The organism is Providencia alcalifaciens, from assembly GCF_020271745.1.
In the GTDB taxonomy this organism is placed as follows: Bacteria; Pseudomonadota; Gammaproteobacteria; order Enterobacterales; family Enterobacteriaceae; genus Providencia; species Providencia alcalifaciens_B.
This window is the reverse complement of record NZ_CP084296.1, coordinates 2,937,949-2,951,245: the sequence shown is the minus strand read 5'-3', so window position 1 is coordinate 2,951,245 and position 13,297 is coordinate 2,937,949. Positions and strand designations below refer to the sequence as shown.

The window sequence follows — 13,297 nt, the reverse complement described above, 5'->3', positions numbered from 1 at the left end:
TTACTCCTCAGTGGTTTCTGTTGCGCGATTACCGACTTTGACTTCGCGGACTTTGTCTTCCAGCTCAAGGAATGATGGTCTATCAACGCTAAATAAGACTTTACGGCCAAATTCAACCGCAATTTGAGGGGCATACCCTTGCAATGAAGAGAGGAAAGTGATTTTAATGCACTCCATCATTTTTAATTGTTCGCTACTGCGCTGACGAATTAAACTGGCCAGAGGCAAAATAAACCCATAAGCCACTAAAATACCGAGGAAAGTTCCTACCATTGCATGTGCAATCAAGGCCCCTAATTCACCTGCGGGTCGATCTGCGGCTGCTAGCGCATTCACCACCCCCAGAACAGCTGCCACGATCCCGAACGCAGGCATGGATTCACCCACCATGTTCAAACCGGATGCAGGCACTTCATTTTCTTGACGGAATGTTTCGAGCTCTTCGTCCATAAGCGCTTCGATTTCATGGGCTTGTAAGTTACTCGTCACCATTAAACGTAAATAATCCACGATAAACATCATGGCGGTTTGATCTTTGAGAATGCGCGGATACTGTGCAAAGATCTCGCTCTCTTGCGGGTTTTCGATATCTTTTTCCAGCGCAAGCAGGCCTTGTTGACGAGATTTATTCAGCAGTTGGAATAACAAAGCCATTAAATCCATTGACATGGCTTTGTTGTAAGATGAACGACGGAAGAGTCTTGGTAATACTTTGCATAATGCAACGATGGCTTTACCACTGTTACCCACAACAAATGCGCCTAAACCAGCCCCTAAAATAATGACAAACTCAGCTGGTTGGTACAGCGCGCCAAGATGACCACCGACCATGACATAGCCGCCGATAACGGCAGCTGTAACAATGATATATCCGATGAGTATTAACACAGTATTCCCTTTCACTCCGTTGGTTAACAGATGGCAGTCGAATGGAATATGAGGAAGGACAGGCAATGAAATTACCTGTAAACCAAATTAATCCAATTACATTACCGCTTTGGTAATGCCATCTTGTCGATATTCCGTAATATCGGCGAGATGCTCGGAAAGTTTACGTTTTTTTATTGCTCGTGATGGAGGCTGGCACAAGCTGCACGTAAAGCTATTTTCAGGAATGTGGGCATAGGTGATAAATGAACCACTACAGCAATTGCAATCGGAGCTTTGTAACATGCCACTTTCCACAAAACGAACTAATGTCCACGCTCGAGTTAATGCCAAAATTGGCTCATCTCCATCATTAGGGGAGCACTGTTCTAGGTAGAGTCGATAGGCTTTGAGAATAGCATCAACCCCTTCACATTGAGCGGTTTGTAGTAAAAACTGATAGGCGTTATAGAACATGGATGAGTGAATATTTTGTTCCCATGTCATAAACCAATCCGTTGAAAAAGGGAGCATCCCTTTTGGTGGAGGGCAACCTCTGAGTTCTTTGTATAAACGCACTAAGCGTCCACGACTAATTTGAGTTTCGCTTTCCAACATCTGAAGGCGAGCCCCAAGAGAAATCAATTCCATTGCTAAACGAATATCATTAGCTTCCTTGACGATACTTTTTTCCGCTACGCTACTCATCTTTTTCTCGCTATATCTGAATCGGACTCATTATGCGTTTGCAATAGTCGGGTCGAAAGAAGGATACCTGTATGAATTTGCTGTAATTCATCAACTCGAGAATCTCGGGTAAGTTTCTCAATCGTGTCGCTGTTTTCAAATCTAAATTGACAGATTAGCTGATTTGTTTCCGCTAATTTAACCAATTGAGGTAAAGAAAGTTCTGCTAAAGTGTTTGCCATTGAATCGGAAATACCGAGGCGGAACATGGCAGTGGCTTTTTCCTGGGCGATAAGCTTTTGAGCTAAAAGCAAATATGAAAGATTAATATCGTATATATGCTTCAGAAAATCAGTGGTAGAGCTCATTTTTTTATACCTTTCGAATAATTATTAACATCTGCATGCAGAAAGAACAAATATCAATTTGAGCCGAATGTGTTAACCAAAATTTTAAATATGAAAATAATTAAATCTGGATAGCGTAGTCCATTACTATCCCATGAGATCCGTTGAAATACCCAGTTTGGAGTATATAAACACACAGGTTCAAACTTAAATTAAATATACTTCCTGATTACCTACAACAATAACGAGTGGCTAAAAAGTTAGCATTTCTTGTAAATCTCAGAATATGCCGATTTCATTATTAGCCGTTAATTATTATGCACCACTAAATTAACTATTCAAGACACTTATGTTTCTTTTTGGTCTATCGGGATAATTATCCATCTATATATTAGCAATTCTTTATTACAACCGTATCTTAATCCTTCCTATCTTAAATATTCACAACATTTAGATTTTTTATAAGTCAAATACTAGCATTTTAAGTAAAAGATTCACTCATATGAGGGAATTTATAAGCAATAAACACCAAGCATAACAAAAGAATCTACACATTGATCTAAATCAATCTTTATCACTCCAGTAAAAAAGAAATTTGCTTAAAGACTTAGTAATACCGATAAATCAGGAATGAAAATTAAACATTATTTTTCAATGTGTTTAATCAAAATTACAAATTTCAATCAAATTAATTCAATTTTTCTCGACTAAATTAAAGCTAAATTTGTCATACATATTATTATCCCACATTAATTTTATATTAGTTAAACTTAACTGTATTATTATTAACCAATGCAAATAACATTAAAAAATTTAATTAAGATCATTTTATATACAAGTAATGCCATTAATGATTTCAGATATAATTATCATGGATTCTCATCGAGTATTGTCATATTAATAAGCAAGATTGTTATTTTTGTATGACAAATTCATTTTAATTAAATTAACTTTCAAACATGTAATTAACCTAATTTTGCTATTGTTTTTTGCATAAAAAATTCAAGCCACGGCATTAGTTAGCGCACTGAGTTATTGATAAAAGGAAAAAATAAAAAAACTAAGCACCATTTTGCTAGCGAATTTATAAACAATAAGATGGTTATCCAAGTTCACTACTTTTATGTGCAAACAAACATGCTCTATGTATTTGACCCTATATTTCCAGACACTTTTTATCACTTATTGCATTATGGGTTCGACGCCGCAGGTACTCTCGCGGTGAACGATAACCCAGTGCACTGTGGGGATGCCATTCATTATAATGCTCGAAGGCTGCCGCAAGATTCTTCACTGCCGTTAATCCGTTCGGTTTTGACATGAGACTTATGTAGTCACGCTTCATGATTTTTACAAAGCTTTCTGCTATTCCATTACTTTGTGGACTCCGTACCGCCGTATGTCTCGGTGATAGGCCAATTTGTTTAGCGAACCTCCGTGTTTCATGGGCTCGATATGCTGAACCGTTGTCTGTCAACCACTCAACTGACTTTGAGGGTAACTCGTTACCGAAGCGATTCTCCACAGCGCCTAACATGACATCTTGCACGGTTTCACTGTCGAAGCCTCCCGTGCTAGCTGCCCAATGCAGGGCTTCGCGATCACAACAGTCTAAAGCGAACGTGACGCGCAGTTTTTCACCATTATCACATCGGAACTCAAAACCATCTGAACACCAACGTTGGTTGCTTTCATTCACCGATACTTTTCCTGTATGAGCACGCGTTGAGACTGGCATTGCAGGTTTACGTTCCAATAATAATGCGGATTGCTTCATGAGACGGTAAACGCGTTTGGCATTAATCATCGCGATACCTTCATTCTCAGATTGCCGACGAAGTATTGCCCAGACGCGGCGATAACCATACGTAGGCAGCTTATCAATGACATTATGTATACGAGCAAGCGCATCACTATCATCTTGACAGCATCTACCTCGCTTATCCTTCCAATCACTTTTTCGTTTCGCTAAAACGTATAACTGTGCTCGTGACACACGTAATGTTCGACTCACTAAACTTATTTTCCATCCTTGGGTAATAAGGGCGCGAGCGCTATCCACTTTTTTTCACGGCCATACTCGACAGCTTCTTTAAGAAGTTCATTTTCCATTGTTTTTTTGCCGAGTAAACGCTGTAGCTCTTTAATTTGCTTTATTGCTGAGGCTAGCTCAGAGGCAGGAACAACGTGTTCACCTGCTGTCACTGCAGTCAGGCTTCCTTCTTGATACTGTTTACGCCAAAGGAAAAGCTGGCTTGCTGCTATGCCATGTTGGCGGGCAACCATGGAAACACTCATACCCGACTCAAAGCTTTGCTGAACAATCGCCATTTTTTCTTGTGGGGAACGACGTTTTCTACGTTCAGGACCTAATATCTCGATCATGTTATCTCCAAGAACTAGTCTAAAAACTAGTATTAAGATTATCACTAATTTAAGTGATACCAACTGTCTGGAGATCTAAGGGGCCAGTCTACTCTACATCGAAAATATGGCTTATGCGGATAAGTAATTTAACTTATTGCCCTGTGTGCCTATCTCTGTTTATTCGCCAGTTAATAACAAGTTGTAATGATAACTACATGTTACTATATACTTTTGTTTTAACAAATTACTTAACCACAATGACAAAATTACGTATAACTGCTTATTTAAATTAAGGTGCATATGCATTCTCATATGTTTTATTTAAACAATTATATGATGACTAAAAGGGTAAAATTGGCATATTGATACTGAGATAAGGGATAAATAAAATATTGTCAAAACTGAGACTTAGCTCACAAATAGGTGACGAATTTACATCACTGTTTCATGATGAAACACACTTATTCTTTAAGCAATCAGGCTTATAGGCAATAAAAAATGTTCAATTTATACACTATCACTATCTGTTTTTCATTTTATTAACATGCTACTCATTGTCTATGATGTGACGTTTTGTACTATTTATCTTATAAAGAAATTAATTTTTGAGGTTTACTATGTTTAATTATTTAGCAACGGTTGAATTTGTCGAAGATGAAGGTGTATACGAAATTAATTTTTGTGACTTTCCCGACATTCAAGGTGTGGCTTATTGCGCAGAAGATGTCGAACTAGAGGCTCATGAAACATTGCTAGCCACACTTTCAGAGCTGATCACATTAAGAAATCCTATTCCTCTTCCCCAAAATTCGGTAGCTGATGCGTTTGTTATTCATTTGCCTGTATTGAGTTGCTTAAAAATCGCACTACACAATGCCATTCTTAAAACGCAAACCCCTCGCAGCAAACTGGCTAGGACACTCAATATCAATGCTCAACAAATAGAACGGCTACTTGACCTACAATATGCGTCAAAAATTGAAGCGCTAGAACAGGCCTTATTTGTCGTGGGCTATGACGTGAAAGTGACTGTTAGCCCTATCGTTTAGAAATAACCAATGAGGATAACTGTTAAAAATAAGAAAATCCGTGGCTTTTACAGTTAAAAAATGAGCTGAACCACTCTTAATATCCCTAATACCAAAACTGACATTATTTAGAATGAAGTATTTGGTACATTTCATCTTATTCTGCTATTTTTATTTTTAGGTTAATTTTTCGTTAACAGTGTTAATAAGCAAGGAGGATTCGTTGGTTAAACCAGCAATCCCCCAGCCATTTGTAAATTTTCTCTTACTCTAATTGAGATTTATGTCACAATATTTCAAGCAAACACAGCCTCAAACTTAAAAAAATAGTGTGGGCTAATATCACAATGACTATCGGATAAATAACAATATGGAAGAAAATGCAACGACAACCATCTCTCGGCCATCTTCTGACCGAAATCAACTAAAACGTAGCCTCAGTAACCGTCATATTCAGTTAATTGCTATTGGTGGAGCCATTGGTACAGGGCTATTTATGGGGTCAGGAAAGACTATCTCCCTTGCGGGACCCTCAATTATCTTTGTCTACATGATCATCGGCTTTGTGCTATTTTTTGTCATGCGAGCAATGGGGGAATTACTGCTATCCAACCTAGACTATAAATCTTTCAGTGATTTTTCTGCGGATTTAATCGGTCCATGGGCTGGTTTTTTTGTGGGATGGACTTACTGGTTCTGCTGGGTGATCACGGGAATAGCCGATATTATCGCGATCACCTCGTATGTCAGTTTCTGGGTACCTAATTTCCCGGAATGGGTGACTTCATTTATCTGTGTAGCCACACTACTAACGCTTAACTTAGTGTCTGTTCGTCTGTTTGGTGAACTGGAGTTCTGGTTCGCGATGATCAAAATTGTCGCCATTGTGACGCTAATTGCCGTCGGTGGGACTTTAATTGCGATGAATTTCCAATCACCGACTGGACACACAGCATCCTTAAGTAATATCTGGAACGATGGCGGCATGTTCCCAATGGGACTCAGTGGATTCTTTGCTGGATTCCAAATTGCTATTTTCGCCTTTGTAGGAATTGAATTAGTGGGAACAGCCGCAGCGGAAACCCGTGATCCTGAAAAATCCCTGCCAAAAGCCATTAATGCTATCCCGATTAGGATCATTGCTTTTTATGTGTTATCCCTGATTGTAATTATGGCTGTTACCCCTTGGCGCACCATTTTGGCGGACAAAAGTCCTTTTGTGGAAATGTTTGTGCTAATCAGCTTGCCTGCCGCGGCTAGTATCGTGAACTTTGTGGTACTTACCTCTGCGGCTTCATCGGCAAACAGCGGTGTTTTCTCCACCAGCCGTATGCTGTTTGGGTTATCTAAAGAGGGTGATGCGCCGAAAAAATTTAGCCAGTTATCGAAAAAAGCGGTACCGGCAACAGGCTTAATTTTCACCTGTATCTGCCTAAGTTTCGGGATTGTTTTGATTTACTTTATTCCCAATATCATGCATGCATTCACCTTAGTCACAACCGTGTCTGCGATCCTATTCATGTTTATCTGGAGCATGATTTTATTAAGCTACCTGAATTTCCGTAAGAAACGCCCAGAAAAACATGCAGCTTCTCGCTATAAGATGCCTTGGGGTATTTTTATGTCGTGGGTCAGCCTCGCCTTCTTTGCTTTTATGGTGGTGTTATTAGCGTTCCAACATGACACCCGACAAGCTTTAGTTGCGACGCCACTGTGGTTTGTTATTCTGTTTATTGGCTACCAAGTTGTAAAACGCCGTAAGCCACGTTAATGATTTGACGAATAAGCAATTAATAAAAAATAAAAGGCTGGAAGGTTTCCCTTTCAGCCTTTTTGCTATCTATAACCAAATCTATCTATTATTTTGTATTGTATTCAGCTTCCGCTTCATCAAAGCGGGCTTGTGCTGCTGCACTTGGCGCCTTAGTTATCAAGCTGATAACAATGATAGCGATGGTAGCAAAGATAAAGCCTGGAATGATTTCATATAAATCTAACCATTTGAATTTCATCCAAACTAATACCGTTACCGCACCGACAACCATCCCTGCTAATGCCCCAGTACGTGTCATACGTTTCCACATAACAGAGAGTAAAACGACGGGACCAAATGCGGCACCAAAACCTGCCCACGCATTACTCACCAACCCTAAGACTTTATTATTTGGGTCTTGGGCAATATAGATTGCGATCGCCGCCACTAACAGCACCATTCCACGCCCTACCCACACTAACTCTTTCTGGCTGGCTGATTTGCGGAAAAATGGCTTATATAAATCTTCGGTTAATGCACTGGCACAGACTAATAATTGGCAACTCAATGTACTCATTACCGCCGCCAAAATCGCGGACAACAAGATACCCGCAATCCATGGATTAAACAGTAATCCGGCTAATTCCATGAAAATACGTTCGTTATTTTTCATCACAGAGCCTGCTAATGCAGGATTGTTTTCAAAATAAGCGATACCAAAGAAGCCAACGGCAATCGTTCCACCTAAGCATAATGCCATCCATGTCATACTGATACGGCGTGCTGAACGGATCGTACGATGTGAATCTGCCGCCATAAAACGCGCCAAAATATGAGGCTGCCCAAAGTAACCCAGTCCCCAACCTAGCAATGACAAGATAGCAACAAAGTTCATTCCCTTAAACATATCAAGATATTCAGGGTTTTTAGCTTTAATCACTTCTATTGAAGTATCTAACCCACCAAGGGATAAAATCACAACAATTGGCGTTAAGATCAGGGCAAAAATCATCAAAGAGGCTTGAACAGTATCTGTCCAACTTACCGCTAAGAAACCACCTAAAAAGGTATACGCTATGGTCGCCAATGCCCCTAACCACAGAGCTTTTTCGTAACTAATATTAAAGGTGCTTTCAAATAATAAGCCCCCCGCGACAACCCCAGATGCACAATAGATAGTAAAGAAAACTAAAATAACAACCGCAGAGATAATACGTAAAACCTTACTATTATCTTCAAAACGGCTCGTAAAATAATCTGGCAGCGTTAAGGCGTTATTATTTTTCTCGGTTTGTACACGTAAGCGCCCCGCAACAAACAACCAGTTCAGATAAGCCCCTAAACATAAACCAATCGCAATCCAACTTTCAGAAATCCCAGCGAGGAAAATAGCGCCCGGTAAACCCATTAATAACCAGCCACTCATATCTGAAGCCCCGGCAGATAATGCGGTTACCACACTACCTAAACTTCGTCCCCCTAGAATGTAATCATCAAAGTTTTTCGTTGAGCGATAGGCTAGATAGCCGATCAATAACATACCCGTGATATATACGATGAACATAATGATCATCGGAGTGCTTACAGTCATCCTGTCGTCTCCATAGTGCGTCTATTTTGTCGTTATCTTTATAATTTTCATTGATAACTTTTAATCTCAAGGCGTTGCACTTGATTGCACAATTTTGCGTTTTTAATGCACGCCTTATCTATGTTGTGATTGCTTGTGTTGCAATAACTCAATAACCTTGCTACATCATGCTAGACAGACTCAGATGATTTTAACAAGAAATTAACTATTTTTTGTTCAATAAATAAAAGACACATCACAAATGTTAAATTTTTAAGTCAAATTATTAATTAAGCGTTTAACTTGCCACCCTCCATGATGATAAATCAACATATTGATTTATAAGTAATTTATAAATATACAATCAATAAACATAATAAATTACTCATAAAAATAAGAGTTGTTTCACATTTCTCTCACATAGCGCATTAACAATGTTGCACAAAGTTGCAACATCATCATAATGGTGTGTAACTTTTAGTATTTAACACCTGTGAAAAGGAAGGAATTAAGATGAGTAGCACAACAACTATGGGTGTGAGACTTGATGAAGAAACTCGTGACCGCATTAAAGCCGCCGCTCAACGTCTTGATCGCACATCCCATTGGCTTATTAAACAAGCTATATATAATTATTTAGAGCAACTCGATAGCAATCAAATTATACCTGAATTATCAACGGTTTTGGATACAAAAGATCAGCATTCTGGTGATGTAATTTCAACTCCTGAGCCCCTTTATCAGCCATTCCTTGAGTTCGCTGAGCATATTTTGCCCCAATCCGTGAAACGCTCTGCAATTACATCAGCGTACCGAATTCCTGAAACTCAAGCCGTGCCAATGCTTTTACAGCAAGCTGAGCTGCCTCCAGAGCAAGCTGATGCGGCTCATAAATTGGCTTATTCCATTGCGGAAAAATTACGTAATCAAAAAAATGGGGTTGGTCGCTCAGGCTTAGTCCAAGGATTATTACAAGAATTTTCGCTGTCTTCTCAAGAAGGCGTGGCATTAATGTGCCTTGCTGAAGCGCTATTACGTATTCCAGATAAAGCCACTCGCGATGCTCTGATTCGAGACAAAATCAGTACGGGTAATTGGCAATCCCATGTTGGTCAAAGCAGCTCAATGTTTGTGAACGCAGCAACATGGGGGCTTTTATTTACCGGTAAATTAGTCTCTACACACAACGAAGCAAAACTATCATCCTCGTTAAATCGCATTATCAGTAAAAGTGGTGAACCACTGGTACGAAAAGGCGTGGATATGGCAATGCGCTTAATGGGTGAGCAGTTTGTCACTGGCGAAACCATCGCCCAAGCCCTTGCTAACGCACGTAAATTAGAGGACAAAGGTTTCCGCTACTCCTACGATATGCTGGGTGAAGCCGCATTAACCGAGAAAGATGCTCAAGATTATATGGTCTCTTACCAACAAGCGATCCACGCAATTGGTAAAGCATCGAATGGACGCGGGATCTATGAAGGACCGGGCATTTCTATCAAATTATCTGCCCTGCATCCACGCTATAGCCGCGCACAATATGCTCGTGTGATGGAAGAACTGTATCCGCGCTTACTTTCTTTAGTCTTGCAGGCTCACCAATATGATGTTGGTATTAACATTGATGCTGAAGAAGCAGACCGCTTAGAAATTTCGTTAGATTTACTCGAAAAACTGTGTTTTGAGCCGAAATTAGCAGGCTGGAACGGTATTGGTTTTGTCATTCAGGCTTACCAAAAACGCTGCCCATTTGTTATCGACTCAATTATCAATCTAGCCGAACGCAGCCAACGCCGCCTGATGATCCGTCTTGTAAAAGGCGCTTATTGGGATAGCGAAATTAAACGTGCGCAAATTGATGGCTTAGAAGGTTACCCTGTTTATACCCGTAAAGTGTATACCGATGTTTCTTATATCGCTTGCGCTCGTAAATTACTGTCTGTACCTAACTTAATTTACCCACAATTTGCGACGCATAACGCGCACACATTATCGGCTATCTACCAAATTGCAGGTAAAAACTACTACCCTGGCCAATATGAATTCCAATGCTTACATGGCATGGGCGAACCATTATATGAACAAGTTGTTGGTAAAGTGGCTGATGGCAAACTCAACCGACCATGCCGCATTTATGCCCCAGTCGGTACCCACGAAACATTATTAGCTTACTTAGTACGCCGCCTCTTAGAGAATGGGGCAAATACTTCGTTTGTTAACCGAATTGCAGATGCCACGATCCCATTAGATGAGCTGGTTGCTGATCCAGTTAAAGATGTTCGTGAACTGTCTAAGATTGAAGGGCAAATTGGCTTACCACACCCAAAAATTCCATTACCGCGTGACCTGTATGGAACTCGCCGTGTTAACTCAATGGGCTTGGATTTATCTAATGAACACCGCTTAGCATCACTCTCGAGCGCATTACTCAATGCCGCGACACAAGAGAAAATCGCGGTGCCTTTACTGGGTGGCGAGTTTATTGCACAGCAAGATCTTTCTGAAGCCGTCCCAATCATCAACCCAGCATGCCATCGCGATATCGTTGGTAAAGTGCGAGAAGCCAGTGAACAAGAAGCTGAACATGCATTAAATATCGCGACGGATGCTGGCGCGATTTGGTTTGCAACGCCACCATCTGAGCGTGCAGCTATCCTCTTACGTGCTGCCGATATTATGGAACAACAATTGCAACCATTATTGGATGTGCTGGTGCGTGAAGCCGGGAAAACCTACGCCAATGCGATTGCTGAAGTGCGTGAAGCAGTTGATTTCTTGAACTATTATGCAACTCAAGTCCGTGAAGATTTTGATAATAACACTCACCGCCCTCTTGGCCCTGTTGTTTGTATCAGCCCATGGAACTTCCCATTAGCCATTTTCTCTGGGCAAATTGCAGCGGCATTAGCTGCGGGTAACACTGTGCTAGCTAAACCTGCGGAACAAACACCATTAATTGGTGCTATTGCGGTATCCATTATGCACCAAGCGGGAATTCCTCGTGATGTCCTGCAATTTTTACCCGGTAAAGGTGAAACTATCGGAGCAAAACTGGTCGGTGATCAGCGCGTTCGAGGCGTGATGTTCACAGGATCAACCGAAGTGGCGGGTTTATTGCAGCGCAATATTGCGGGTCGCTTAGATGCTCAAGGTCGCCCGACTCCACTTATTGCAGAAACTGGCGGATTGAATGCGATGATTGTTGATTCTTCAGCGCTCACAGAACAAGTCGTCACCGATGTCGTCGCCTCTGCATTTGACAGTGCCGGTCAACGCTGCTCCGCATTACGCATTCTTTGTGTTCAAGAGGATGTCGCTGACCGAACAATTCGCATGTTGAAAGGTGCAATGGAAGAGTGCCGGATGGGTAATCCTGAACACATCTCCACCGATATTGGCCCTGTTATTGATAGTGAAGCCAAAGAGAACATTGACCAACATATTCAACAAATGCGCAGTAAAGGCAAAACCGTTTTCCAAGCCGTCTTTGCAGATAGCCAAGATCAGCAAGAACAAGCCGAAGGAACCTACGTTAAGCCAACTCTGATTGAGTTAGATAATATTAGTGAGTTGAAGAAAGAAATTTTTGGACCGGTTCTGCATGTTGTTCGCTTCAAACGTGATGAGTTAGAGCAACTAGTTGACCAAATCAATGCGGCTGGCTATGGATTAACATTAGGTGTTCATACCCGCATTGATGAAACCATCAACCAAGTGGTCGCTAAAGCGAAAGTGGGCAACCTATATGTTAACCGTAATATGGTCGGTGCTGTTGTCGGAGTGCAACCATTTGGTGGTGAAGGACTTTCAGGTACAGGACCTAAAGCTGGCGGACCGCTTTATCTCTACCGTTTATTAAGTGAACGTCCTGAGAATGCAGTTTGCCAAACGCTGGAGCAGCAAGACAGCCATTTACCAATGGACGCAAGTGCTCGCGCAGAGTTACTCGCACCCTTTGAAGCTTTTTCTGCATGGGCACAAAAACAGAAACCTGATGTTGAACAGTCTGTAATTGAACAGTTTGCGCGTTTAACGCAAGCTGGTACAACACGTTTATTACCAGGACCAACAGGTGAAAAGAACACCTACACCTTGCGTCCACGCGGTACCATTTTATGCCTTAGTGATAATGAAAAAGATTGCCTAATTCAGCTATCTGCTGTACTAGCGAGTGGTTGCCAAACTCTGTGGGCCAATAGCGATCTGCATCAAAAGCTATTTAAATCATTGCCTGAAAAAGTTCGCAAAACCATATCATTCACCAAAGATTGGCAAAATACCGTTGAGCCAATCGAGGGGGTGATTTATCACGGAGATAGTGACCAACTGAAACATGTTTGTGAAGCGATTGCCAAGCGCAAAGGACCGATTATTTCTGTCCAAGGCTTTGAGCGTGGTGAAACTAACTTACTCATTGAGCGCTTAGTGCATGAACGTTCTTTAAGTGTGAATACTGCCGCAGCGGGTGGTAATGCAAGCTTAATGACTATCGGATAATATGCAAAAGTCTGAGTTTTTCAGCCCAGTATAATATAGGCTGATTAACTCAGACTCGCCTCTACTATAACCTCTTGAGCTACATTCATAATATCCTATTTCTTTATCATCACATCCGAATATTCACTACTTTTTTTGTTTTTTGTCACCCTTGTTTATTTATAAATTTAATTAAATAGTT

At 40.8% G+C, this 13,297-nt stretch carries 8 protein-coding genes; 3 read left to right on the top strand and 5 right to left on the bottom strand.

The genetic code is table 11. The annotated features are described in order from the left end of the window. From motA to LDO51_RS13440, 4 genes are all read right to left on the bottom strand, one after another. Positions 1-888, bottom strand: a complete 888-nt coding sequence (gene motA / locus LDO51_RS13455; RefSeq protein WP_225574960.1) for a flagellar motor stator protein MotA — start codon at positions 886-888, stop codon at positions 1-3. 96 nt (positions 889-984) lie between these two features. Next, positions 985-1,575 carry a flagellar transcriptional regulator FlhC gene (gene flhC / locus LDO51_RS13450; protein WP_225574959.1) on the bottom strand — a complete coding sequence of 197 codons (591 nt, stop codon included), beginning with the start codon at positions 1,573-1,575 and terminating at the stop codon, positions 985-987. Continuing rightward, positions 1,572-1,922: a flagellar transcriptional regulator FlhD gene (gene flhD, locus LDO51_RS13445; protein ID WP_036951507.1), complete on the bottom strand. Its 351-nt coding sequence runs from the start codon at positions 1,920-1,922 to the stop codon at positions 1,572-1,574. The genes flhC and flhD overlap by 4 nt, the downstream gene beginning before the upstream one ends. Positions 1,923-3,057: 1,135 nt before the next feature. Further along, a protein-coding gene (locus tag LDO51_RS13440) for an IS3 family transposase (protein WP_225574958.1) occupies positions 3,058-4,286 on the bottom strand; the annotation gives its coding sequence in 2 pieces (ribosomal slippage) (positions 3,058-3,971 and positions 3,971-4,286; 1,230 coding nt in all). A gap of 599 nt (positions 4,287-4,885) precedes the next feature. On the opposite strand from LDO51_RS13440, the gene LDO51_RS13435 reads away from it, so the two are divergent. Beyond that, the gene (locus LDO51_RS13435) at positions 4,886-5,317 is read left to right on the top strand and encodes a hypothetical protein (RefSeq protein ID WP_225574957.1); all 432 of its coding nucleotides are present in this window, start codon (positions 4,886-4,888) and stop codon (positions 5,315-5,317) included. A 349-nt stretch (positions 5,318-5,666) separates the two neighbouring features. After that, positions 5,667-7,067 (top strand): D-serine/D-alanine/glycine transporter, encoded by a 1,401-nt coding sequence (gene cycA / locus LDO51_RS13430; protein WP_225574956.1) that lies wholly within the window; start codon positions 5,667-5,669, stop codon positions 7,065-7,067. 88 nt (positions 7,068-7,155) lie between these two features. Here the strand turns inward: cycA and putP are convergent, their stop codons facing one another. Beyond that, a complete protein-coding gene (gene putP, locus LDO51_RS13425) occupies positions 7,156-8,640 on the bottom strand; it encodes a sodium/proline symporter PutP (protein WP_225574955.1) in 1,485 nt (494 codons plus the stop codon). 492 nt (positions 8,641-9,132) lie between these two features. Between putP and putA the strand changes: the two genes are divergently transcribed. After that, positions 9,133-13,116 (top strand): trifunctional transcriptional regulator/proline dehydrogenase/L-glutamate gamma-semialdehyde dehydrogenase, encoded by a 3,984-nt coding sequence (gene putA, locus LDO51_RS13420; protein WP_225574954.1) that lies wholly within the window; start codon positions 9,133-9,135, stop codon positions 13,114-13,116. The last annotated feature ends 181 nt before the right edge of the window (positions 13,117-13,297 follow it).

What these genes read in the sequence shown, in the direction of transcription:
- flhC (WP_225574959.1), bottom strand. Translation starts at nt 1,575, where the DNA reads ATGAGTAGCGTAGCGGAAAAAAGTATCGTCAAGGAAGCTAATGATATT.
- flhD (WP_036951507.1), bottom strand. Translation starts at nt 1,922, where the DNA reads ATGAGCTCTACCACTGATTTTCTGAAGCATATATACGATATTAATCTT.
- LDO51_RS13435 (WP_225574957.1), top strand. Translation starts at nt 4,886, where the DNA reads ATGTTTAATTATTTAGCAACGGTTGAATTTGTCGAAGATGAAGGTGTA.
- cycA (WP_225574956.1), top strand. Translation starts at nt 5,667, where the DNA reads ATGGAAGAAAATGCAACGACAACCATCTCTCGGCCATCTTCTGACCGA.
- putP (WP_225574955.1), bottom strand. Translation starts at nt 8,640, where the DNA reads ATGACTGTAAGCACTCCGATGATCATTATGTTCATCGTATATATCACG.
- putA (WP_225574954.1), top strand. Translation starts at nt 9,133, where the DNA reads ATGAGTAGCACAACAACTATGGGTGTGAGACTTGATGAAGAAACTCGT.